The 22,422-nt window shown below is 68.9% G+C and carries 21 protein-coding genes and 1 pseudogene; 8 read left to right on the top strand and 14 right to left on the bottom strand.

Annotated elements, in window-relative coordinates; all coding sequences use genetic code 11:
• The first annotated feature begins 54 nt into the window (after positions 1-54).
• Positions 55-552 (top strand): MarR family transcriptional regulator, encoded by a 498-nt coding sequence (locus ACFWP7_RS27020; RefSeq protein WP_365445071.1) that lies wholly within the window; start codon positions 55-57, stop codon positions 550-552.
• On the opposite strand, the gene ACFWP7_RS27015 is transcribed toward ACFWP7_RS27020, so the two are convergent.
• On the bottom strand, positions 511-1,278 hold the full coding sequence (locus tag ACFWP7_RS27015; protein ID WP_384385955.1) for a LuxR C-terminal-related transcriptional regulator: 768 nt from the start codon (positions 1,276-1,278) through the stop codon (positions 511-513). The two genes, ACFWP7_RS27020 and ACFWP7_RS27015, sit on opposite strands and share 42 nt — an antisense overlap.
• A 256-nt stretch (positions 1,279-1,534) precedes the next feature.
• On the opposite strand from ACFWP7_RS27015, the gene ACFWP7_RS27010 reads away from it, so the two are divergent.
• Positions 1,535-1,990 (top strand): GNAT family N-acetyltransferase, encoded by a 456-nt coding sequence (locus ACFWP7_RS27010; protein ID WP_384385952.1) that lies wholly within the window; start codon positions 1,535-1,537, stop codon positions 1,988-1,990.
• A gap of 241 nt (positions 1,991-2,231) precedes the next feature.
• A complete protein-coding gene (locus ACFWP7_RS27005; RefSeq protein WP_384385949.1) occupies positions 2,232-2,969 on the top strand; it encodes an SAM-dependent methyltransferase in 738 nt (245 codons plus the stop codon).
• Between the two features lie 64 nt (positions 2,970-3,033).
• Here the strand turns inward: ACFWP7_RS27005 and galK are convergent, their stop codons facing one another.
• The 3 genes from galK to galT are packed head-to-tail and all read right to left on the bottom strand — an operon-like array spanning position 3,034 to position 6,242.
• Complete coding sequence (galK, locus tag ACFWP7_RS27000) at positions 3,034-4,188, bottom strand: galactokinase (RefSeq protein ID WP_384385946.1); 1,155 nt, start codon at positions 4,186-4,188, stop codon at positions 3,034-3,036.
• Positions 4,189-5,157 (bottom strand): UDP-glucose 4-epimerase GalE, encoded by a 969-nt coding sequence (gene galE / locus ACFWP7_RS26995; protein WP_384385944.1) that lies wholly within the window; start codon positions 5,155-5,157, stop codon positions 4,189-4,191.
• Positions 5,154-6,242, bottom strand: coding sequence for a galactose-1-phosphate uridylyltransferase (galT, locus tag ACFWP7_RS26990; protein WP_384385941.1), 1,089 nt, complete (start codon positions 6,240-6,242; stop codon positions 5,154-5,156). Before galT ends, galE begins: the two co-directional genes overlap by 4 nt.
• A 224-nt stretch (positions 6,243-6,466) precedes the next feature.
• On the opposite strand from galT, the gene ACFWP7_RS26985 reads away from it, so the two are divergent.
• On the top strand, positions 6,467-8,167 hold the full coding sequence (locus ACFWP7_RS26985) for a sodium:solute symporter family protein (protein WP_384385938.1): 1,701 nt from the start codon (positions 6,467-6,469) through the stop codon (positions 8,165-8,167).
• Between the two features lie 53 nt (positions 8,168-8,220).
• On the top strand, positions 8,221-8,574 hold the full coding sequence (locus ACFWP7_RS26980) for a hypothetical protein (protein ID WP_384385935.1): 354 nt from the start codon (positions 8,221-8,223) through the stop codon (positions 8,572-8,574).
• 78 nt (positions 8,575-8,652) lie between these two features.
• Here ACFWP7_RS26980 and ACFWP7_RS26975 read toward each other — a convergent pair whose 3' ends face one another.
• On the bottom strand, positions 8,653-9,063 hold the full coding sequence (locus ACFWP7_RS26975) for an ATP-binding protein (RefSeq protein ID WP_384385933.1): 411 nt from the start codon (positions 9,061-9,063) through the stop codon (positions 8,653-8,655).
• A 248-nt stretch (positions 9,064-9,311) separates the two neighbouring features.
• Here ACFWP7_RS26975 and ACFWP7_RS26970 point away from each other — a divergent pair, with 248 nt between their 5' ends.
• Positions 9,312-10,163, top strand: coding sequence for a helix-turn-helix domain-containing protein (locus tag ACFWP7_RS26970; protein ID WP_384385930.1), 852 nt, complete (start codon positions 9,312-9,314; stop codon positions 10,161-10,163).
• Between the two features lie 9 nt (positions 10,164-10,172).
• Positions 10,173-10,376, top strand: coding sequence for a DUF397 domain-containing protein (locus ACFWP7_RS26965; RefSeq protein ID WP_384385927.1), 204 nt, complete (start codon positions 10,173-10,175; stop codon positions 10,374-10,376).
• A gap of 50 nt (positions 10,377-10,426) precedes the next feature.
• On the opposite strand, the gene ACFWP7_RS26960 is transcribed toward ACFWP7_RS26965, so the two are convergent.
• The 3 genes from ACFWP7_RS26960 to ACFWP7_RS26950 form a co-directional block, all read right to left on the bottom strand.
• Positions 10,427-10,864 carry a glutaredoxin domain-containing protein gene (locus tag ACFWP7_RS26960; protein WP_384385988.1) on the bottom strand — a complete coding sequence of 146 codons (438 nt, stop codon included), beginning with the start codon at positions 10,862-10,864 and terminating at the stop codon, positions 10,427-10,429.
• A 200-nt stretch (positions 10,865-11,064) separates the two neighbouring features.
• On the bottom strand, positions 11,065-11,271 hold the full coding sequence (locus tag ACFWP7_RS26955; RefSeq protein WP_384385924.1) for a hypothetical protein: 207 nt from the start codon (positions 11,269-11,271) through the stop codon (positions 11,065-11,067).
• 543 nt (positions 11,272-11,814) lie between these two features.
• Positions 11,815-12,540 carry a DUF6193 family natural product biosynthesis protein gene (locus ACFWP7_RS26950; RefSeq protein WP_384385921.1) on the bottom strand — a complete coding sequence of 242 codons (726 nt, stop codon included), beginning with the start codon at positions 12,538-12,540 and terminating at the stop codon, positions 11,815-11,817.
• Positions 12,541-12,916: 376 nt separating this feature from the next.
• Between ACFWP7_RS26950 and ACFWP7_RS26945 the strand changes: the two are divergent.
• Positions 12,917-13,094, top strand: a pseudogene (locus ACFWP7_RS26945) (cysteine hydrolase family protein); the annotation flags it as partial.
• A 102-nt stretch (positions 13,095-13,196) separates the two neighbouring features.
• Here ACFWP7_RS26945 and ACFWP7_RS26940 read toward each other — a convergent pair.
• The 6 genes from ACFWP7_RS26940 to ACFWP7_RS26915 form a co-directional block, all read right to left on the bottom strand.
• Complete coding sequence (locus tag ACFWP7_RS26940) at positions 13,197-13,901, bottom strand: LuxR C-terminal-related transcriptional regulator (RefSeq protein ID WP_384385918.1); 705 nt, start codon at positions 13,899-13,901, stop codon at positions 13,197-13,199.
• A 169-nt stretch (positions 13,902-14,070) separates the two neighbouring features.
• On the bottom strand, positions 14,071-15,897 hold the full coding sequence (locus ACFWP7_RS26935; protein ID WP_384385915.1) for a PQQ-binding-like beta-propeller repeat protein: 1,827 nt from the start codon (positions 15,895-15,897) through the stop codon (positions 14,071-14,073).
• A 73-nt stretch (positions 15,898-15,970) separates the two neighbouring features.
• Positions 15,971-17,920: a PQQ-binding-like beta-propeller repeat protein gene (locus ACFWP7_RS26930; protein ID WP_384385912.1), complete on the bottom strand. Its 1,950-nt coding sequence runs from the start codon at positions 17,918-17,920 to the stop codon at positions 15,971-15,973.
• A 278-nt stretch (positions 17,921-18,198) separates the two neighbouring features.
• Positions 18,199-20,022 (bottom strand): ABC-F family ATP-binding cassette domain-containing protein, encoded by a 1,824-nt coding sequence (locus tag ACFWP7_RS26925; protein ID WP_384385909.1) that lies wholly within the window; start codon positions 20,020-20,022, stop codon positions 18,199-18,201.
• 69 nt (positions 20,023-20,091) lie between these two features.
• Positions 20,092-21,150, bottom strand: a complete 1,059-nt coding sequence (locus ACFWP7_RS26920; RefSeq protein WP_384385906.1) for a peptidoglycan recognition family protein — start codon at positions 21,148-21,150, stop codon at positions 20,092-20,094.
• Between the two features lie 237 nt (positions 21,151-21,387).
• Complete coding sequence (locus ACFWP7_RS26915; RefSeq protein WP_384385903.1) at positions 21,388-22,287, bottom strand: 4-(cytidine 5'-diphospho)-2-C-methyl-D-erythritol kinase; 900 nt, start codon at positions 22,285-22,287, stop codon at positions 21,388-21,390.
• Positions 22,288-22,422 lie beyond the last annotated feature (135 nt).

Below are 22,422 nucleotides of genomic sequence, written 5' to 3'. Positions count from 1 at the left end.
AAGTATCTTGACGTCAAGAGACTTCATGTCGACACAACCACTACACTGATCGTCATGGAGGACGAGGTCGATCGGCTGGTCGGAGCATGGCGCCGGGAGCGCCCTGACCTCGACGTGGAACCGCTCGAGGTGCTCAGCCGGGTGAGCAGACTGGCCCGGCACCTGGACCGCGCCCGCAGGCTGGCGTTCTCCGAGCACAGCCTGGAGCCCTGGGAGTTCGACGTCCTGACCGCGCTGAGGCGCGCCGGGAACCCGTACCAGCTCTCCCCCGGCCAACTGCTCACCCAGACCCTCGTCACCTCCGGCACGATGACGAACCGCATCGACCGGCTGACGAAGAAGGACCTGGTGGAGCGGCTCCCCGACCCCACCGACCGCCGGGGCGTGCTGGTACGCCTCACGGACGAGGGCCGCGACCGCGCCGACCAGGCACTGGCCGGACTGTTGGAGCAGGAGCGCGCGATCCTGGCGGAACTGAGCAAGGCGCAGCGTGGCGAACTCGCGGGCCTGCTACGCCAGTTGACCGCCCCGTTCGACAACATTCCCGGTTAGGTCGACGGGCCCGACCCCCGCACGGCGGGCGAGCGCGACGGCCGCGAGGGTGGAGTGCACGCCCAGCTTCCCCAGCACGTTCTGCATGTGGGTGCGGACGGTGTGCGGCGACAGGAAGAGCCGCTCGGCCACGGCCTTGCGCCCCAGCCCGGCGACCATGCACCGCAGCACTTCCCGCTCCCTCGGAGTGAGCGACTCGACGAGCCGTTCGCTCTCGGTGCGGTGTTTGCGGGCGGCGGTGAGTTCCCGCAGCACCCCGGTGAGCAGGGCGGGCGGAAGATGGGTCTCGTCGCGCAGCACACCCCGTATGACAGTGAGCAGCCGCGACAGCGAGCAGTCCTTGGCGACCCACCCCGAGGCGCCGGCCTGGAGCGCGAGCGCGGCCCGGCGCGGATCGTCCTTCTCGGCGAGCACGACGATCCGTACGGTCGGCTGTCCGGTCCGGACGCCCGCGACGAGCGAGATCCCGTCCACGAGCCCGTCCTCGTTGCTCTCCTGGACGGGCACCGCCGGACGCATGCCGGGCAGATTGCCGCCCAGGTCCGCGTCGACGAGCAGGACGTCGAATCTGCGGCCTTCCGCCGCCGCCCGCTCCAGGCAGCGCAGCGCGGCAGGACCGCTGCCCGCGGCGGACACGTCGACGTCGGGCTCGGCCGCGAGGGCGGCTGCGAGCGACTCGGCGAAGATGCGGTGGTCGTCGACGACCAGTACTCGGATGCGAACCACTGAAACCCCCACTGTCGGGGGACGACCGGTGCGGGTACGGCGCCCGAAATGATCCCGAGACCGCATCTGCGACTCGGGAGGCGGGGTGCCGCAGCCGCACGGCCGCCGCCGTGCGTAACTGCTACCCCCACTTCGGGCGTCGTACCCGACTGTCTCGCCCCCTGATCAGCACCGGCCCCCACCGGCGCTGTTCACAGAGTAAGGCCGGGGGCCTGGAGGGGAAGGCAATTCACAGAACTGCTTGGCCGACCCGTTTATGGTGGGACTTATGTTTCGTATGGAGACAGGAGACGACAAAGAACGCCGCGATCTGCTCCGCAGGAGACTGCTGGATGCCAACACGGCGGCGTCTCCCATCCTCCGCACCCTCCGCGGAACGCCGGGTGAACGCGAAGTTCCGCTCCACGTCTGGGCGTTGGACGATGCGGGTGCCCTCGCGGGCGGCCTCGTCGGCCACACCTGGGCCGCCTGGCTCCACGTGACCTACCTCTGGGTCGACGACCCCCACCGCGGCACCGGCCTCGGCTCCCGCCTCCTGTCCGAGGCCGAGCGCATCGCCCGCCACGACCGCGACTGCGGAGCCGCCCGCCTGGAAACCTGGGACTTCCAGGCCCCCGACTTCTACAAGAAGCAGGGCTACGAGGTGGTGTGCGCGATCCCGGACTATCCACCGGGAGTTACGGAGTACACGCTGACGAAGCGACTGGGCTGAGCAGGGCCGTTTTCGCCCCCTCCGCCCCTATCCGTCCCTTGCTCCTGGGGGCTCCGCCCCCGGACCCCCGTACCGCGCTGAACGCACTCGTCCTCAAACGCCGGACACGCTGAAAATGCGGCACCCGCGGGCGGGTGGGGATCGGGATGGCGCCCCTCGTCCTCAAGTGTCGGACGGGCTACAGGGCATCGGCCTGGTAAAGCAGATGCGTTGAGCGTTCGACACTGTCACGCTGCGCGCCATGGACCGTGAAATGATCTCTCAGCTGTCGCACGCCGATCATCCGATCAACAGCCCTCTTGACGATGAGTCGGTGCGCCGACTGCTCCATCGAACCGTGGACCGGGGCGATGAACGCGTGCTCGACCTCGGCTGTGGTGAGGCGACCTGGCTCCTACGGGCCCTGGCCGCCCATCCGAAGGTGACCGCTGAGGGTGTCGACAACTCGGCCCAGCTCCTGGCCAAGGCCCGGAAGGAGGCGGCCGGTCTGGGAGTCGGACAACGACTCGTACTTCACCACCAGGACGCCGCGGAGTTCACGTCTGCCCGCCCCTTCGACGCGGTGCTCAGCGTCGGTGCCACCCATGCCTTCGGCGGCCTCCTGCCCACCCTCGACGCTGCCCGCAGACACCTCGTCCCCGGTGGCCGCGTCCTGGTCGGCGACGCCTACTGGGAGCGCGAGCCCACCGCTGCCGCCCGCGAGATGCTCGGCGAGTACGAGGACCTGGCGACCACCATGGACCGTGTCGTCGCCCACGGCTGGACCCCTGTCTTCGGGCACATCAGCACGCGTCAGGAACTCGACGACTTCGAGTGGTGCTACACCGGATCCCTGGCGACGTGGGCGCTGGACCATCCCGAGCACCCCGACAGCACCGAGATCCTCGCCGTTGCCTCCACCCACCGCTCGCAATGGCTGCACAGCTACCGCGACAGCTTCGGCTTCATCACTCTTGTCCTTCGCCGAACCCCCGAGTGACCACCGCCGGTGGAAGGCCGGCTGCCTGGAACAGCCGCACGCCTCCCACCGAACGGTGTGGGAATCAGCTCACGCGCCTGGCGCCCGCCGAAGGCACCGCCGGGAACACCCGCGGCGCGGTGAAGCCCGCCGCGGCGAACGCCTCCTCCACCGCCTTGGTGACCGTGTCCGCGTCGGGAACCTCCACGAGCACGATCGCCGACCCCCCGAAGCCGCCGCCCGTCATACGGGAGCCGAGCGCCCCGGCGGAGTTGGCCGTGGTGACCACGAGGTCCAGCTCGGGGCAGGAGATCCGCAGATCGTCCCGCAGGGAGGCGTGCCCCTCGGTGAGGACGGGCCCGATCGCCCGGACGTCATCGGCGTCCAGCAGGCCGATGACCCGCTCGACCCGGTGGTCGTCGGACACGACATGACGTACGTACCGGCGTACGCGCTCGTCGGACAGGCGCGCGAGGGCCGCGTCGAGCCCCTCGTACGCGACATCCCGCAGATGCGGGACACCGAGCAACCGCGCGCCCTCCTCGCACCCTTCACGCCGCTCGGCGTACTCCCCGTCGCCGAGCGCGTGCTTGACGCGAGTGTCGACGACCAGGAGGGACAACCCCTGGGAGGCGAGGTCGAAGGGGACCTGACGGATGGACAGGTCACGGCAGTCGAGGTGGAGGGCGTGACCGTCCGTGCAGCACGCGGACGCGGTCTGGTCCATGATTCCGCAGGGCACGCCGACGAAGTCGTTCTCGGCGTGCTGGGAGAGCTTGGCCAGTTCGGGCCGGGTGAGGCCGAGTTCGTACAGGTCGTTGAGGGCGAGCGCGATCACGACCTCCAGCGCGGCCGAGGACGACAGGCCGGCGCCGGTCGGGACCGTGGACGCGAGGTGCACGTCCGCGCCGGTGACCGAGGTGTGGCCCGCCTCGCGCAGCGCCCACACCACACCGGCGGGGTACGCGGCCCAGCTGGTGTTCGTCAGCGGCGCGAGCCTGTCCAGGTGCAGTTCGACGACGGGGCCCTCGATGTCCGCCGAGTGGAGCCGGAGCACACCGTCGGTGCGGCGCGACACCGCTGCCACCGCCGTGTGCGGCAGCGCGAGGGGCATCACGAACCCCTCGTTGAAGTCGGTGTACTCGCCGATCAGGTTGACCCGGCCTGGAGCCGCCCAGACGCCCTCGGGGGCAGCCCCGTACAGCGCCTCGAAACCCTCGCGAACCTCGTGAACCCCCACCTACTGCCCCTTCGCGATGTGCTGCGCGAACGCCCAGGCATCCGCGACGATCCCCGCGAGATCCGCGCGGGACGGGTTCCAGCCGAGCCGCTCGCGGGCGGTCGCGGCCGAGGCGACCAGCGCCGCCGGGTCGCCGGCCCGGCGCGGGGCCAGGACCTCGGGGATCGGCTGCCCGGTGACCTGACGGACGGTCTCGATGACCTGGCGTACGGAGAAGCCCTCTCCGTTGCCGAGGTTGCAGATCAGGTGTTCGCCGGGCGTGGCCGCATGCACCGCCAGCAGGTGCGCCTCGGCGAGGTCGGCGACGTGGATGTAGTCGCGGACGCAGGTGCCGTCCGGCGTCGGGTAGTCGTCGCCGAAGACCGAGATCGCCTCGCGGCGGCCCTGCGCGACCTGGAGCACCAGCGGGATGAGGTGCGACTCGGGGTCGTGCCGCTCGCCGCAACTGCCGTACGCGCCCGCCACGTTGAAGTACCGCAGGGACACCGCGCCCAGGCCGTGCGCCGCCGCCTCGCCGGTGATCATGTGGTCGACGGCGAGCTTCGAGGCGCCGTAGGGGTTGGTCGGCTTGGTAGGCGCGGACTCGACGATCGGCACCTCCTCCGGCTCGCCGTAGGTCGCCGCGGTGGAGGAGAAGACGAGTGTGCGGACGCCCGCCTCGCGCATCGCGCCGAGCAGCGCCATGGTGCCGCCGACGTTGTTGTCCCAGTACTTCTCCGGCTTCACGACCGACTCGCCGACCTGCGAGAAGGCGGCGAAGTGAAGGACGCCGTCGTAGGACGGGTCCAGCCACTTGGCGGCGTCGCGGATGTCACCCTCGATGAAGGCCGCCCCCGCGGGGACGCCCTCGCGGAAGCCGGTCGAGAGGTTGTCGAGGACCGTCACCTCATGGCCGGCCTCGATCAGGTGCTGCGCGACCACGCTGCCTACATAGCCCGCGCCACCCGTGACCAGGTACTTCCCACTCATGAACTCGCTACCTCTCGCAGTCGCTGAGCCGCGGACTCCGGCTGGATGTCGTTGATGAACACGCTCATCCCGGACTCGGATCCCGCGAGGAACTTCAGCTTGCCGGAAGTGCGGCGGATGGTGAAAAGCTCCAGGTGCAGTGCGAAGTCGTCGCGGTTGACGCCTTCGAACTCCTCCAGCGAGCCGAAGGGTGCCTGGTGCCAGGCGGAGATGTACGGCGTCGCCGACTCACCCGCGCCTCCTTCCCCTCCATCCCGCCGATCGAAGATCCGGTCGAAGCGCCTCAAGAGTTCCAGATAGACCTGGGGGAACTCTGTGCGCGCGTCCTCGTCGAGGCCGAGCAGGTCCGGCACGCGGCGGCGGGGGTACAGGTGGACCTCGTAGGGCCAGTGGGCCGCGTACGGCACGAAGGCGATCCAGTGGTCGGTCGACAGGACGATCCGCGAGCCGTCCGCCACCTCGCGGGCGACGACTGTGTCGAAGAGGTTCTCACCGCCCGTCGCCTCCTTATGAGTTGCCAGTGAACGCAGCATCAGCGCGGTGCGCGGCGTGGTGAACGGGTAGGCGTAGATCTGCCCGTGCGGGTGCCCCAGCGTCACACCGATCTCGGCGCCGCGGTTCTCGAAGCAGAAGACCTGCTCGACGGAGGGGAGGTGGGAGAGCTCGGCCGTCCGGTCCGTCCACGCCTCGAGCACCAGGCCCGCCTGCTCCTCCGTCAGGTCGGCGAAGGAGGAGTCGTGGTCGGAGGTGAAGCAGACGACCTCACAGCGGCCGGAGTCACCGGCCAGGGAGGGGAAACGGTTCTCGAAGACGACGACGTCGTACGAGGAGTCCGGGATCTCGCTCAGCCGGTCGCCCTGGGAGGGGCACAGCGGGCACTCGTTCGCCGGCGGGTGGTACGTGCGGCCCTGGCGCTGCGAGGCGATCGCGACCGAGTCGCCGAGCAGCGGGTCGCGGCGTACCTCCGACGTGGTGACGATCGGGTCGAGCGGACGCCTGTCGACCGCGTCGCGCACCGCGTCGTCGCGCGAGTCGTAGTAGATGAGCTCACGACCGTCGGCCAGCCGGGTCGAGGTCTTCTTCACCGTGGAACTCCCCATCCGCCCTCATCAAACAGAACCAAACACAATGAACCACAAAACACCATCGACGTCAACATCACAATCAAACAAAGGACACCACGGCGAGTGTTCAGTTCTTGTAGGTGGAGGCGTAAGTTCCGTTTGGATCAGTTCACTCACCACGCGTTGGACCAGTTCACTCACCACGCGCAACGACCGGATCAGTTCACGCAACGAAGCGAGTCCTTATGCAGTCCCCCACACAACTGGCTGCGCCGGGCATCAACCTGGCCGCTGAGCTCCGGCTCCCCACGAACGCACTCGACTACACGATCCTCGCCATCTACTTCGTCGTCGTGCTGGGCATCGGCTTCGCAGCCCGGCGCTCGGTGAAGACGAGCCTCGACTTCTTCCTCTCCGGGCGTTCGCTGCCCGCCTGGGTCACCGGTCTCGCCTTCATCTCGGCCAACCTGGGCGCCACCGAGATCCTGGGCATGGCCGCCAACAGCGCGCAGTACGGCGTCTACACGGTCCACTGGTACTGGATCGGCGCCATCCCGGCGATGGTCTTCCTCGGCCTCGTGATGATGCCCTTCTACTACGGCTCGAAGGTCCGGTCGGTCCCGGAGTTCCTGCTCCTGCGCTTCGACAAGTGGGCCCACCTGCTCAGTTCGATCCTGTTCGCCTTCGCCGCGATCCTGATCGCGGGCGTGAACCTCTACGCCCTCGCGATCGTCGTGGAGGCGCTGCTCGGCTGGCCGCAGTGGGTGGCGATCGTCGTCGCCGGCATCTTCGTCCTCGCGTACATCACCCTCGGCGGTCTGTCGTCCGCGATCTACAACGAGGTGCTGCAGTTCTTCGTCATCCTCGCCGCGCTGATCCCGATCGTCGTGCTCGGCCTGCAGAAGGTCGGCGGCTGGAACGGTCTGACCGACTCGCTCGACAAGAGCCACGGCACCAACTTCACGACCGCCTGGGGCGGCACGGGCATCGGCAGTGACAACCCGCTCGGCGCCAACTGGCTGACCATCGTCCTCGGCCTCGGCTTCGTGCTGTCCTTCGGCTACTGGACGACGAACTTCGCGGAGGTGCAGCGCGCGCTGTCCGCGAAGAACCTGAGCGCGGCCCAGCGCACCCCGCTCATCGCCGCGTTTCCGAAGATCTTCATCGTCTTCCTGGTGATGATCCCGGGGCTCGTCGCGGCCGTCCTGGTCCCGAAGATCGGCACCAGCGGCTCCGACCTCCAGTACAACGACGCGATCCCCTATCTGATGGAGTCGCTGCTCCCCAACGGCGTCCTCGGCATCGCGGTGACGGGCCTGCTCGCCGCCTTCATGGCGGGCATGGCCGCGAACATCTCGTCCTTCAACACGGTGTTCACGACCGACATCTGGGCGAGGTACGTCGTCAAGGGCCGCGAGGACACGTACTACGTCCGGTTCGGCCGCACGATCACGGCGGTGGGCGTCCTGGCGTCCATGGGCACGGCGTTCCTGGCCTCGTCGTTCTCGAACATCATGAGTTACCTGCAGACCCTGTTCTCCTTCTTCAACGTGCCGATGTTCGTCGTCTTCATCGTCGGCATGTTCTGGAAGCGGGCGTCCGTGAAGTCGGGCTTCTGGGGTCTGCTGGCGGGCACCACGGCGGCGATGGTGAACTACTTCGTCATCTACAAGCAGGGGATCATCGACATCCCCTCCGACCAGGGAGCCAACTTCGTCTCGGCGATCGCGGGCTTCGTGGCCGGTGCGGTGGTCATGGTCGCCGTCACCCTCTTCACCGCCCCGAAACCGTCGGCGGAGCTCCAGGGCCTGGTCTACGGCACCACCTCCCCCGGCATGACCGAGCCGGCCGCCGAGGGCGACGACGCCTGGTACCGCAAGCCGGCACTGCTGGGCTGGGGCGCCGTGATCCTCGCCGCGCTCTGCTACATCCCGTTCTCCTTCTGACCCCCGGAGGCCGACCAACCATGACCGAGCTGACCGCCGGAGGCTGAGAGACCATGACAGACAACCCGCAGCACCCCGATCGCCCCGATCACTCCAGCGAGGCACTCCAGCGCGAAATCACCGAACTGGAGCGCAAGTCCGAGACCGCCGCCCGCCTCTTCGACATCCGTCGCATCATCGGCGGCCTCTTCGTCCTGTACGGCATCATCATCACGATCGCCGGCATCGTCGCGTCCGACGCCGACATCGACAAGGCCGAGGGCATCAACATCAACCTCTGGACCGGCCTGGGCATGCTCGCCCTCGGCCTGTTCTTCCTGGCCTGGCTCTGGCTCCGGCCGGTTGCTCCGCCGGTGGATGTGCAGCAACTGCTGCCGGACGCCGAGAAGGGGCATCCGTCGGAGTAACGCCCATACGCGGGGCCGGAGTTCGCTGTTCGGAACCCCGGCCCCGTGTACGGATTTCTGCCCTTTGTGCCCAGCGAGCTACGCGGCAGCAAGGTCACACCACACGTACTTGCCGGTGTCGCCGCCCTGCCTCAACGGATGCCAACCCCAGCTGTCGGCGCACGCCCGGACCAGGGCGAGGCCGCGGCCCGCTTCCGCGTCGGAGGCCACCACCGTCAGCTCGTACGGGGGCGGTTCGGGGCTCGCGTCCCACGCGCCGATGCGGAGCACTCCGTTTCGGTGGTGCAGGCGCAGGGCCGCGGGGCCCTTCGTATGCCGTACGGCATTGGAGACCAGCTCCGCCGCCAGCAACTCGGCGACGTCCGCGAGGCGGATCAGGCCGTGCATCGTGAGGACCAGCCGGACGGTACGGCGACAGACGGTCACCGCTCGGGGGTCGTGGGGGATGTGGAGTACGTACTCCCAGGGTTCGTGTGTTGTTTTTGGCATGCGTGAACTCCGGTTGGGGTGAGGGGGGTTGAGGGGTCGCTGCGGGTAGCGGGCGGTGGCAGTTTCACCGCCGTCGCGGCATGACGGGGTGGTGCGCTTCCGGAGTCCCGGGGTTCCGCAGTGTGTGCGTCGCGTCACTGAAGGTAGGGTAGGAATTCCTACCCTCGCAAGGGGCTCGCGTAATCTGGCACCCGACCGGGGAGTCCCAACCTCACCTGCTCTCAGGTTCGTTGAGGAGGCAACACCGGATGACGATGCGGAACCAGCCCACGGCGCGACAGGTGCGCCTGGGCTCCGAGCTGCGCAAGATGCGGGAGGCCGCGGGCAAATCAGCGCGGGAGGTGGCGGGGCTGCTCGGCTCCAGCTCGACCCACATGAGCCAGATCGAGGCCGGCAGCTCGGGCATCAGCGAGGAGCGTCTGCGCAGGCTGGCGGCTCACTGCGCCTGCGTGGACACGGAGTTGATCGAGGCGCTGGTGGCGATGACGACCGACCGTACCCGTGGCTGGTGGGAGGAGTACCGAGGTGTGCTGCCCACCCCGTTCCTGGACCTGTCCGAGCTGGACCATCACGCGGCCTTCCGGCACGACGTGGCGGTCATCCACGTTCCGGGGCTACTTCAGACGGAGGACTACACTCGCGCCCTCTTCTCGTACATGGCGCCAGAGCTTCCCCGAAGCGAGGTGGATCCGAGGGTGAGCCATCGAATGCGGCGACGCGTGGTCATCGAGCGGCCCGACCCGATCACGTACGAAGCCGTGATCCACGAGGCGGCACTGCGCATCCGAGTAGGCAACCGCTCTGTGACACGGACCCAGTTGGAGCGCATCCTGGAGTTCTCGGACGCAGAGCACATCACGGTTCGGGTCATCCCGTTCGACCTTGATGACTTCGCGGGCGCCGGTAGCGCGATGGGATATCTGGGCGGCCCAGTGCCGCGCCTGGACACCGTTGTACGCGACGCCCCGCACGGCACCGCGTTCGTCGACTCCGAGGCCCAACTCGCGCACTTCCGAACACTCTTCCGTAAAATTGAGACAGCATCGCTGAGCCCCGGACACTCACGCGACTTCATCCGGAAGATAACCAAGGAACTGTGAGGCGACGTCATGACCACCCCCGCCAACTGGCAGAAGTCCTCTTTCTCCGGCGGCGGTGAAGGCAACGACTGCCTGGAACTGACCGCCACCGCCCCCCACTCCATCCACCTCCGCGAAAGCGACACCCTCACCACCCACATCACCACCGCCCCCGCCCCCCTGGCCCACCTCCTCCACCACATAAAGTCCGGCAGACGGCGTCAGACCGGCTGACGTTCATCCCGGGGCCTGCGGACGCCTCTCCGAAATGCCACCGCTTCCGATCACGCGGGAGGGGAGAGCTGTTCGCGCACCCAAGCGGGATCGGGGTTGACGTGTGGCCGGCCCGCCACGAAGACGGTCGGTACGGTCTCGTTGCCATCGTTGGCTGCCCGCACCGCTGCCGCTCCGGCCGGGTCACGCCAGATGTCGACCCAATGCAACTGACGGGCGCTTCGGCCCAAGCGGATGCGCAGTCGCAGACAGTACGTGCAGCCCGACCGCCAGAAGACGATCGGCCGTCCGTCGATCGCGCTGCGGCGTTGTGCCTCCAGTGCACTGATCGACCTCGGGAAGATCAGAGGCGAGTTCATGCCCGCGAGCAGCACGAACACCAGCAGGAGGGCTCCGGCGGCAACGGGGTTCCCCTTGAGGATTTGCGCAGTCGCAACAGCAGAACCGCAGAGCAGAAGCAGTACCGGCAAGATCCAAGCACGCATCATGATGACGCAGGCTACCGGTGAGCCGAAACGCCCCTTGCGAGCCGTGGACATCATGAACCGGTGCAGCAAGTCCGCGGGGTCCTCCAGGGCGATGCGTGCGGCGGAAGCGACCCCGGTTCGCCGCTGTCGACCAGCTGGGCGGCGCTCACGCGGTCGTCCTGGACCTGGGCCTCGGCGAGGGTGCTGGTGAGGAAGATGCGCTAGGCGTCCGCGCGGTCGTCCTGCTGCTGGGCCTCGGTCCGGCCGGTGCGCACGTACGCGACGACTCCGGCGGTGTCGTCGCCCAGTGCCTCCTGGGCTGCGGCGCGCAGCCAGGACTTGTCGTTCTTCGTGTCGAGCAGGGCGAGCTTGCGGCCCTGAGCGGCAATCTCCTCGCCGTCGGTGCCTTTCTGGGCCTGCTGCGCCAACTTCTCGGCGGTGGCCTGCCGTTCGGCGGTCTCAGCGGCCTGCTGCTCGCGCTGCTGCGTCGCGGCCGTCTCCTGGGCCCTGAGGTCGCGGGCGTTCTCGATGCCCGCGTTGGTGCGGCCGAGCAGTTCCGCCGCCTCGACCTCGCGGGCCAGCGTGTAGACGGTCTGGGCCTGCTGAGCGGCCCGTGTGGCGGCGTTCGCCGCTTCGGTCGCCGCGTTGGCGTGGGTGGTGGACTTCGCTGCGGCGGTGGCCGCCTCGCGGACTTCACGAAAAACGGAGGCTGCGAGCGGCGGACCGGATCTGCTCCGTCCGGTTCACGCCCGGAAATCCGCCGTACAGGCTGCGACCCTTTTACCGAACGCCGGACATTGCCATCGGAGAGCACAACCAGATGGGCATGGAAATGGGAATGGGAATGATAATGGGCCACAAATCCTCTGTCCCGGCATTGCGGGAAAGAGGATTGCGGGAAAATTGCCAGGTCGTCGCATTTGGGCATCGAATTCGGTTTTCGGACGCCTCCGTGGCTAATTGTTGCACGGTCAGTCGGGCCTGCCGGTGAATCCCGCGACGGCCGGACCAACGGAGTCCGGGAGATGTGCCAGGGCGAGCGCCACCGCCTCCTCCACGGTGCGGGCCTCTCCGAGCATTCCGGTGTTCGGGTGCCGCAGCACGAAGTACTGCCCACCGTGGTAGGGGGCGATTGCGACCAGGGTCCGGTAGCGACGCCCGGTGCATGAACTGAAGGCGACCGTCCAGTGGCTGGTGAACGGGAAGAGCTGCCGCAGCCGGGGTTCCGCGTGTGCCGCCTCCACCAGCAGGCCGAACTCAGGGAAGGTCGGGGTGTCGGCCGCCTTCTCTTTCAGCCGGTCCCACTGCGCCGCGACCGCCGCGGCAGGTCCGCGCTCGTGGGCCTCGGCGATCGGGTCGTACAGGAGGAAGGGCAGCGCCTGACGCATCCGCGGAACGGGCGTACCCTCCGCCCAGAGCGCACCCGCCTCGACAACGTGCCGGAGCTCCCGTACTTCCCCGGTAACGATGTCGACCTCCCGGGCCCGGCCGATGACGTGGAAGCCACGGGCGTCGGCGCGCGGGAACACCAGGAGCGGGAGCCGGCCGGGGGTCGTGGTGGCGATGCCGACCGAATCGGGTATTTCTTTTCGGCCGGGAACGAGAATGAGAGGGACACCGAGGTCGGCTGCCGATCGCTCCAGCGCGGCGGCCAGGCCGCCGACTTCGACCACGTCCGGATAGAATTCGGAATTCACCTGGACAGTATGGCATTACACGACCTCGAAATGAACCGCATTTATCCTTTCGGTCCTATGGTGGTGGGCGCTGACGTCCGCGCCGGGTAGCCGCGCTCGATGGTCAGTTTCTCCCGTGCTCAGCTGGCATCGCCGGCGCACGATCTGGATGGCCTGGCGGGCGCCGGGATAGCCGAGATGACGGAACGCGGCGACCTTGACCCGACGGATCTCGTCGCGACGGTGAGCCTTTTCTCAGGTGTGGTGGTCCAGCGAGATCTCAGCCTGAGGAAGGTTCCTGACCTGGGCATACCGGCCGGGATGGTTCTGCTACTTGGCGCTGAAATATGCGGGGCCCCATGGGATGGATTCCACAAGGTCTCGTCGCCTATGTCACGACGTAGCGTCCCAGCAGGGCGACGTCGTGGTCACCAAGCGGCGGGGAAGCGCGTTGTCGGGGCAGCGACTTCGACTTGGTACTCAGGGCTCGCGATGTCGACAGCCTTGTTCTCACCGGGATTGGCACCAGCGGTGTGGTGCTATCCACCCTGTGCCGCGCCATCGACCTGCTGTTCACGCCTCGCGACTGGTTCTCCGGGGGCGAGAGGGAGCCGGGGAGCGCGGAATGCGCCGCCCCGGCCGGGCCCCGGCGTGGCTACAACACGGCTATCGCACGGCTACCGCAGATCCTGCGGGACGTCGACGAACGACGGCGTCACCGGTCCCGCCCGGTCCAGCAGCCCCGTGCGGGCCGCCAGGGCCGCCGCCTCCAGTCGGGATCCCACTCCCAGCTTCATCAGCACCCGCTGGACATGGGTCCGTGCGGTGGACGGCGCGATCCCCATGCCGGCCGCGATGAGTCGCGTATCCTCGCCGTCCGCGACCCGCACCAGGACCTCCACCTCCCGCGGCGTCAGCATCTGGAGCAGGCGCTGACCCTCGTCGTCGGGCTGGGCCGCCGGGTTGAGCAGTTCGCTGAAGGCGCCCTGGAGCAGTTGTGGGGCGACGGCCGCCTCCCCGGCCCTCGCCTTCATGATCGCGCGCTCGACGCCCTCTATGCGCTCGTCATGACGTACGTATCCGCAGGCGCCGGCCGCGAACGCGGCTGCGATGCCGCGTGGGTTCGGGACCGGGCCCAGGACCAGGACCGCCACCTGCGGGCGCTCCTTCTTGATCTTCACCACCGGATCGAAGATTCCCGGCTCGGCGGGTGTCGCCGTACCGATCAGGCACACCTCGGGTGCCCTGGTGATCACCAGCTCCGCCGCCCCCGCGGCAGGCGCCGCAGCGGCGAGCACCCGGTGCCCGCGCAGCTTCAACGCCGAGGCCAACGCCTCAGCGAGCAGACGGTGGTCGTCGACCACCATGAGCCGCACTCCCATCGAGCAACCCCCCAGTTCCCCCAAGCATCCCCACTGGTTCCCCGTGGATTAGGAGCCCCCCGGCTCTCCATCCACCGGAAGCTACACGCTTGTTCGACGTTGCGCTTCCCCTACTGGAGAGAAGTGCCCCGGATTACCGAAATTCCTCGCATTCGGGAGTGATGAGGGGTTAAGAGTTACTCAGTCCGAACCCGAGTGCCGTGTACTCCTTGTCGTCCGCGGAGTACGGCTTGGCGATCAGGTCCTTGCCCATGAAGAGGCGACCGCTGGTGAACAGCAGCTCGGAGCTCTTGGGGACCATGGAGCTGATGGCGCTCAGGACGCTGTCGGAGGCCGGGGTCTCCAGCAGCGTCGTCTGCTTCAGCGACGTACCGTCCACGGAGATGACCTGCGGACCCTTGTCGACCGAACCGTCCCGGTAGGCGAGGATGTTCCCGCCGTCCATGCGGATCGGGAAGATCTCGTTGCCGTCGCCCGCGTCGATCCTGTCGCCGGTGGTCTTGCCGGTGGCCAGCGAGAAGGAGACGATCTCGTTGGTCTGGGTGTACTCGGCGGTGCCGTCGTGCTGCTTGGTCGGGACGTAGAGCTTGTCGTTGCCCACCGCGATCGCCTTGCAGGCGTACACCTCTCCGACACCGCAGTCGTGGGCGTACTTGCCGTCCTCCAGCGTGATCTTGATGCGCAGCTTGCCGTTGTCGTCGAGTGAGAAGACGTCCGTGGCACCGGTGACGGTGATGTCGGCGGAGTCCACGCCGAAGACGACGGGCTTGGTGGAGATCACCTTGGCGTTGTCGATGCCCTTGGGCAGCTTGTAGGTCCACTTCACGCTGCCCGACGCCGGGTCGAGCAGTTGGACCTCGTACGTCTCGCTGCCGTAGTCACCGCACTTGCGGACCGCGACGAGCTGTTCGCCGCCCGCGTAGCCGACGTCCGTGCAGGTGTCTACCTTCGGCTGCCACAGCACCTCGCCGGACTTCACCTCGAAGGCGGCTCCGCCGTCGTAGCCGCCGCCGACCGCGACGGTGGTGCCGGAGATGGTGACTTCCTCGAACGCCACCTTCCGGCCACTGCTCTCGGCGCTCTTCGACCAGAGCTGCTTGCCGGTGTTCAGGTCGAAGGCGGTGACCTGCGTGCAGTCCTCGTGATCGCCCTTGCTGTTGCGCTCGGCCTCCTCCGAGACCACCGCGGCGATGCCGTCCTCGGTGACCTCCCGCGAGCCCGCACAGGTCTGGCCGGACAGCGGAAGCGTCCACTTCTTGCTGCCGGTGTCCGGGTCGTAGCCCACGATCTCGTTGACACCGCTCTTGGCATACACCGAGTCGGTGAGCCAGGAGCCCACGACGCTGTCGATCTGGTCGTCCTTGATCTCCGGCGCGGGCACCTGGAGGAGGACTCCGGCACTCGGGTCGGCGGGGGCCTTCTCCTTGCCTCCGCCGCCACTCGGGGTGTCCTCCCCCTTGTCGTCGTTGCCGCCGGTACCGCCCGTCGTACCCGAGGAGTTGTTCTTGCTGTCGTCCTTGCCGGAGGAGTTCGCGTACCAGACACCGCCGCCGATGATCAGCGCGACGGCCGCCACGGCCGCCACGACGATGACCACCGAGCTGTTGGACTTCCGCCCACCGCCCCCGACTTGGGGCACCGGCGGGTAGGGCTGCTGCTGCGGATAGCCGTACGGGGGCTGCTGCTGCGGGTATCCGTAGCCCGGCTGCTGACCGCCTGCCGGGGGCGGGGGCGGCGGGGTCTGCGGATAGCCGTACGGCTGCTGCGGCGGGGTGGGCGGAGCCGGCTGGCCCGCCTGCGGATAGCCGTAGCCAGGGCCCTGCACGGGCGGCGGAGGCGTCGGGGCGCCGAATCCACCCGGAGGCGGACTCTGGGGCGCGCCGAAACCACCCGGGGGTGGGTCCTGGGGCGCGCCGAAACCACCCGGAGGCGGGTCCTGGGGTGCACCAAATCCACCCTGCGGGGGCTGGTTCGGGGGCGGCGGCGGCTGACTCATGACGTGGATACCTCGGTTGTCCGGACGAAGGAGGAGACGGGAGGGGAGACGGCAGCGGAAGAGGAGAGGCCGGTCACTCGCCGAACGCCAGCATCAGCTTCTCCTTCTCGTCGCCCGTGCCCGTGAGCCGGGTCGTGGAGATGTAGAAGCGCCCGTCCACATAGTCGATCGCCTTCGAGTAGAAGCCGCTCTCGATGTCTGCGGTGCCCTGCGGGTTCTGCAGCAGCTTCGTGGTCTTGTGGTTGCTGCCGGTCGTCGGGATCGACACGACCTGGCCACCGGCGTCGTACGACGGCTGGACGTAGGCGATGAGATTCGTGCCGTCCATCTTCAGCGGCAGCATCGTCTCGTCCGCCGGGGACTTGACGCGCCACTTCTCCTTGCCGGTTGCCAGGCTGATCGCGACGATCTCGTTGGCGCCGGTCGTCGCCTCGGTCGGCAGGTAGAGGGTGTCGGCGTCGGCTGCCGTGCCCGTGCAGCCCTGGAGGTCACGGGTGAGGATGGCCCAGCCGCACTCGGGCGCGAAGGACTCGTCGACGTCGACCTGGGAGAGAAGCGTGCCGTCGCTCTTCAGCGTGGAGACGTTCCACTGGTCCTTGTCCTCATTGGTGAGGTAGAGGACGACGGGGTCGACGGAGTAAGTACGCGCGACCGTCCAGCCCTTGGGGATCGTCTTGGTCCACTTGACCTTGCCGGTCGCCGGGTTCAGCTCCTGGACCTCGTCGTGCTCGTTGTCGGTGCTTGCGCCGCAGGAGGAGACGGAGAGCAGTTTGGCGCCGCCGGTGAACGCGGCGGGGTAGCAGGACTGCCCGTACTTCTCCTTGTCCCAGAGCTTCTTGCCGGTGGCCGCGTCGTACGCGGTGCCCGACATCGAGCGGCCGACCATCAGGGTGTCGCCGACGAGGGAGAGCGCGATGGACAGCGCGCTGTCGAAGAGCCCGCCGTCGGCGACCTCCGCGGTCCAGCCCTTCGCACCGGTGGCGAGGTCGATCTCCTGGAGCTGGTTGCACTTGGCGCTGTCGCTCGCACCGCTCATGTAGGCGATGACGACCTTGTCCGCGGACGTCTTCTGCGGGGTGACCGCGCAGATCTTCTGCGGAAACGTGAGCGCGTCCCAAGCGGGCTGCCCGTCACCGACGTTGTACGCGAAGACCTGCTTGTACGCCGCCTTCACCGCGACCTTGTCGGTGACCCACTGGCCGGGGGCGTCGGCGCCGGAACCGGGCGCGTCGGGCGCCTCCTTGTACCAGAGCACCTTCGACTCACCTGCCTGGCGACCCTCGTTGAGGTTCTCGGGGTCCTCGCCGCCGTCGCCGCTGCCGTCGCCCGGGTCGACCGGGGCTGCGGAGCCCGTGGCCTTGCCGTCGTCGCTCTTCTCCGCGACCGGCTTCTTGCCTTCGCCGTCCCCGTCACCGCTGACGGCGAACACGGTGCCGCCGATGACGAGCAGCGCGGCCACCGCGGCGCCGATGATCGCCGCGGGCCTGCCCTTGAAGGGGCTCCTGGAACCGCCGCCGGGAGGCGGCATGCCCGGTGCGCCCGGGTACTGCGCCTGCGGCGGATAGCCGTAGCCGGGCTGCTGGCCGCAGGGACCTTGGCCGTACGGGCCCGGCTGCTGCGGCTGACCGTACGGGCCCGGTTGGCCGTAGGGGGCGGGCTGTTGGGGGTATCCGTAACCCGGCTGGGGGGCTCCGGCGGGCGGCGCCTGCGGGGGCGCGGGGGCGTGCGGGGGTTGCGCGGGCGGAGGCGGAGCACCCTGGGCTGCTCCCTGCGGCGCACCCGAAGGCGGACTCGGGGGCGCGCTCGAAGGCGTACCCGGGGGTGAACTCGGAGGCGGAGTCAGAGGCGGGCTCGGCGGTGTACTCGGGGACGCGCCGAAACCGCCCTGCGCACGCGGATCCTGCGGCGGGCCGAAACCACCCGCTCCCGACTGGTCCTGAGGCGGACCGAAACCACCCGCCCCCGACTGGTCCTGCGGTACTCCGAAGCCGTCCTGCGGCGGCTGATTCGGTGGCTGACTCATCAGCGCGTCCCCCTCTTCACTGATGTGGCGCCCCACCGGCGGCGCTGGATTCCCGCTGCACCCGGTGGTTCTCAGACTTTTCTCAGACGGCTCTTTCTATCACTGTGAAGGCCCCTGACACCGGGCCGGTGCTCCTCCTGTTCCCAAGGGAGGACCGGCCCGTAATGGGGTCGTTACGCGCCTTCACGCGCCCTTCACGCCCTGCGCGCACGGCGCACGCGCCCAGCGCACGCGCCCAGCTTGCGCAGGCGGTTACGCGTTCCGGTTACGCGTTCCGGTTACGCATCCTCCGCCAACTCCATCCAGCGCAACTCCAGCTCGTCGCGCTCCCCGACCAACTCCCGCAGCTCGGCGTCGAGTTCGGCGACCTTCGCGAAGTCCGTGGCGTTGTCGGCGATCTGGGCGTGCAGCTTGGTCTCCCTGTCGGAGATCTTGTCCAACTGCCGCTCGACCTTCTGGAGTTCCTTCTTGGCGGCGCGGCCCTCTTTAGAAGACGCAGTCGCGGACGAGGCGGCCTTGGCGGTGGGCGCCGGCGCGGAGGAGGGTACGGCGGCGGCCGCGACCTCCTCCATCTTCCTGCGGCGCTCCAGATACTCGTCGATCCCGCGGGGCAGCATCCGCAGCGTGGCGTCACCGAGCAGCGCGTACACGTTGTCCGTCGTCCGCTCGATGAAGAACCGGTCGTGGGAGATCACGATCATCGACCCGGGCCACCCGTCGAGCAGGTCCTCGAGCTGGGTGAGGGTCTCGATGTCGAGGTCGTTGGTGGGCTCGTCGAGGAAGAGGACATTGGGCTCGTCCATCAGCAGCCGGAGGATCTGAAGCCGCCGCCGCTCACCACCGGAAAGGTCCCCGACGGGCGTCCACTGCTTGTCCTTGTTGAAGCCGAACGTCTCACAGAGCTGCCCCGCGGTCAGCTCACGCCCCTTGCCGAGGTCGACCCGGTCGCGTACGGCCTGCACGGCCTGCAACACCCGCCAGGTGGGGTCGAGTTCGGCGACCTCCTGGGAGAGGTAGGCGAGCTTGACGGTCTTGCCGGTGACGATCTGTCCGGCGGTGGGCTGCTTCTCGCCCTCGCTGCGGGCGGCCTCGGCCATGGCCCGCAGGAGCGAGGTCTTGCCCGCGCCGTTGACGCCGACGAGGCCGACCCGGTCCCCCGGGCCGAGGTGCCAGGTCAGATGCTTGAGCAGCACCTTGGGCCCGGCCTGGACGGTGACGTCCTTGAGGTCGAAGACGGTCCTGCCGAGCCGGGAGCTGGCGAACTTCATCAGCTCGGAGCTGTCCCGCGGCGGCGGCACGTCCGCGATCAGTTCGTTGGCGGCCTCGACGCGGAAGCGCGGCTTGGACGTACGGGCGGGGGCGCCGCGCCGCAGCCAGGCCAGCTCCTTGCGCACCAGGTTCTGCCGCTTCACTTCCTCCGTGGCGGCGATCCGCTCACGCTCGGCGCGCGCGAAGACATAGTCCGAGTAGCCGCCCTCGTACTCGTACACGTCGCCCTTCTGCACATCCCACATACGCGTGCAGACCTGGTCCAGGAACCAGCGGTCGTGGGTGACGCAGACGAGGGCCGAGCGGCGTTTGCTCAGGTGGCGGGCGAGCCAGGAGATGCCCTCCACGTCCAGGTGGTTGGTCGGCTCGTCGAGGATGACCAGATCCTGGTCCTCGATGAGGAGCTTGGCCAGCGCGATACGGCGCCGCTCGCCGCCGGACAGCGGGCCGATGACGGTGTCGAGCCCCTGCGGGAAGCCGGGCAGGTCGAGACCGCCGAACAGGCCGGTCAGTACGTCCCTGATCTTGGCGTTGCCCGCCCACTCGTGGTCGGCCATGTCCCGGATGACCTCGTGCCGGACGGTGGCCTCGGGGTCGAGGGAGTCGTACTGCGTCAGGACGCCGAAGGTCAGCCCGCCGGAGTGGGTGACCCGTCCGGTGTCGGCCTCCTCCAGCTTGGCGAGCATCCGGATGAGGGTCGTCTTACCGTCGCCGTTGCGGCCGACCACGCCGATACGGTCTCCCTCGCTGACGCCGAGGGAGACTCCGTCGAGCAGTGCACGGGTGCCGTACACCTTGCTGACGGACTCGACATTGACCAGGTTGACGGCCATTTCTCTCCTGACAAGGGGGACTCAGCCTCCCAGCCTAATGTGCGCCGGGCGCTGACCGATCCCCGCAGGTCAGCGTGACGCAGCCGCGCGGACCTCGGTGAGGAGGTCGTACATCGTCTGTCCGGGGCAGTCCGTCTGGAGCCAGTCGCGGTGGCCGCCGACGGTGGTCACGTCCTTGGTGACGCCGTTGACCGGGTTGACGAAGGTGACCTTCGCCTGGGGGTCCAGGCCCTTGAAGCGGGCGATCACCTTGATCAGCCGGGTCAGGGACGCCTTGGCCGCGTCCGTGGGGGCCTGTTCGACCAGGGTGCCGATGAGGGCGATGCCGAGGTTGCCGGAGTTGTAGCCGGAGGTGTGGAAGGCGGTGACGAGCTTGCCGTCCGCATCAAAGGCCGGGACGCCGTCGTCGCCGGAGTAGCGGCCCTCGTAGATGACACCCGCCTCGTCGATGAGGAAGTGGTAGCCGATGTCGCCCCAGTCGAGGGTGACCGCGTGGTACTCGTAGATGGCCCGCACGGTCGCCGCCGGGTCCGGGTCGGCGTTCGGGGTGTCCGTGTGGTGGACGGTGATCGTCTGCAACGGGTAGTACGTCTCGGGCGAGTTGACCTGCCCGTCCTTGTACCGCTTGGACTCGTCGGCGCCCCAGGCCGGCCGCGACAGATACCCGACGCCACGCACCCGCGTCGTCTCCGACGGCACCTGGAACGTCTTGTCGGCCCCGCCGGTGGTGTCGATCGCCAGCGAACGCACCCCGCTCGCGCCGTCCGGCGCCTTCACCTCGTACGCGGTGGCGTCCCCCGCCGCCACCAGCGCCGTACCGCCGTCCTCGACCGTCGCGCATCCGCCGCCCAGCGCCTGCCACTCACCCGACGCCGCGGCACCGTCCGTGAACCGGATCCCGGCACCGTCCTGCGCGCCGGCCCAGCGGAGGCCGACGTACGAGATGGCGAAGTCCGCGCCGGCCTCACCCGTACCGGTGGCCGCGTCGGTGCGGGTCGCCGGGAACGTCTCGGCCTTCGTGCCCGAGTCGACGTCCTGCGTGCCGCTCGGCTCGTCGGACTCGGTCGCCGCGAACACGACCGGGGTCAGAGCGGCGGCGGCGGCCACGCCACCGGCGGCCCCGATCACGCCACGACGGGAGAGAGACCGCTTCCGGCGGTGAGCAGGGGTGGGGGGAGGGGGAGTTGCTGACACGGGGGGGTGCCTTCCATCGTGACTCGGTCAAGTGCTTGAGGTTGATCAACTGTCCGACATCCCCTTCCCCATCTTCGCCGCCCCAGGCCGCGGCAAGGTCAACTCCGCGTACAGGCTGGGCAAAGGCGCACCGCGCAGTCGCCTTCCAGGGTCGTCGAACGAGGCGCCGGGTCAGCGCCCGAGCACCGTGGCGCCCGGCGCCGCCCCCGACGCCGTGCGCACCGTCCGGCAGGTGCCGGAGGCCGACAGCGCGCGGGCCACCTCGGCCGCCGCGTCCGGGTCGGGCGCGAGGAACGCCGTGGTCGGGCCCGAACCGGAGACGAGTGCGGCGAGGGCGCCGGCGGCGCGGCCGGCCGCCAGGGTGTCGGCGAGCTCCGGGAAGAGGGAAAGGGCGGCGGGCTGAAGGTCGTTGGAGACGGTGGACGCGAGGGCGGCGGCGTCTCCCTTCGCGAGAGCGTCGAGCAGTTCCTGGGAGGCGACGGGCTCGGGGATCCGTACGCCCTCGTTCATCCGGTCGAACTCCCGGAACACCGCCGGGGTGGACAGCCCGCGCCCGGCCATCGCGAACACCCAGTGGAAGGTCCCGCCGACCTCCAGTGCCCGCAGCCGCTCCCCCCGCCCGAGGCCCAGCGCCGCCCCGCCCACCAGGCTGAACGGCACGTCGCTGCCCAACTCGGCGCAGATGTCGAGGAGTTCCTCGCGCGAGGCGTTCGTACCCCACAGGGTGTCGCAGGCGAGCAGGGCGCCGGCTCCGTCGGCGCTGCCGCCCGCCATGCCACCCGCGACGGGGATGTCCTTGGCGATGTGGAGGTGGACGGCGGGGTCGATGCCGTACCGGCGGGCGAGCTCGACGGCCGCGCGGGCGGCCAGATTCGTCGCGTCGAGGGGAACCAGGTCGGAGTCGGGGCCGGTGCAGGTGACGCGCAGCTCGTCCGCCGGCGTCACCGTGACCTCGTCGTACAGGCCGACGGCGAGAAAGACATTGGCCAGGTCGTGGAATCCGTCGTGGCGGGCGCCGCCCACCGCGAGCTGGACGTTGACCTTGGCGGGGACACGTACGGTCACGGTCACTTTGCCGTGGACTCCTTGTTCTCGGCGACGTTCTCGGCGACGTTCTCGGCGACGTTCTCGGCGACACGGTCTTCGCCGGCACGGTTCTCGCCGGCACGGTCTTCGCCGGCACGGTTCTCGCCGGCACGGTCTTCG

Source organism: Streptomyces sp. NPDC058470 (genome assembly GCF_042721055.1).
Taxonomy (GTDB): domain Bacteria; phylum Actinomycetota; class Actinomycetes; order Streptomycetales; family Streptomycetaceae; genus Streptomyces.
Note: the sequence above shows the minus strand (reverse complement) of the source record. Positions and strands in the feature narration are given on the sequence as shown.

Coding starts and splice junctions, on each gene's coding strand:
- ACFWP7_RS27020 (WP_365445071.1), top strand. CDS start 55: ATGGAGGACGAGGTCGATCGGCTGGTCGGAGCATGGCGCCGGGAGCGC.
- ACFWP7_RS27010 (WP_384385952.1), top strand. CDS start 1,535: ATGGTGGGACTTATGTTTCGTATGGAGACAGGAGACGACAAAGAACGC.
- ACFWP7_RS27005 (WP_384385949.1), top strand. CDS start 2,232: ATGGACCGTGAAATGATCTCTCAGCTGTCGCACGCCGATCATCCGATC.
- galE (WP_384385944.1), bottom strand. CDS start 5,157: ATGAGTGGGAAGTACCTGGTCACGGGTGGCGCGGGCTATGTAGGCAGC.
- ACFWP7_RS26985 (WP_384385938.1), top strand. CDS start 6,467: ATGCAGTCCCCCACACAACTGGCTGCGCCGGGCATCAACCTGGCCGCT.
- ACFWP7_RS26980 (WP_384385935.1), top strand. CDS start 8,221: ATGACAGACAACCCGCAGCACCCCGATCGCCCCGATCACTCCAGCGAG.
- ACFWP7_RS26975 (WP_384385933.1), bottom strand. CDS start 9,063: ATGCCAAAAACAACACACGAACCCTGGGAGTACGTACTCCACATCCCC.
- ACFWP7_RS26970 (WP_384385930.1), top strand. CDS start 9,312: ATGACGATGCGGAACCAGCCCACGGCGCGACAGGTGCGCCTGGGCTCC.
- ACFWP7_RS26965 (WP_384385927.1), top strand. CDS start 10,173: ATGACCACCCCCGCCAACTGGCAGAAGTCCTCTTTCTCCGGCGGCGGT.
- ACFWP7_RS26960 (WP_384385988.1), bottom strand. CDS start 10,864: ATGATGCGTGCTTGGATCTTGCCGGTACTGCTTCTGCTCTGCGGTTCT.
- ACFWP7_RS26940 (WP_384385918.1), bottom strand. CDS start 13,901: ATGGGAGTGCGGCTCATGGTGGTCGACGACCACCGTCTGCTCGCTGAG.
- ACFWP7_RS26935 (WP_384385915.1), bottom strand. CDS start 15,897: ATGAGTCAGCCGCCGCCGCCCCCGAACCAGCCCCCGCAGGGTGGATTT.
- ACFWP7_RS26930 (WP_384385912.1), bottom strand. CDS start 17,920: ATGAGTCAGCCACCGAATCAGCCGCCGCAGGACGGCTTCGGAGTACCG.
- ACFWP7_RS26925 (WP_384385909.1), bottom strand. CDS start 20,022: ATGGCCGTCAACCTGGTCAATGTCGAGTCCGTCAGCAAGGTGTACGGC.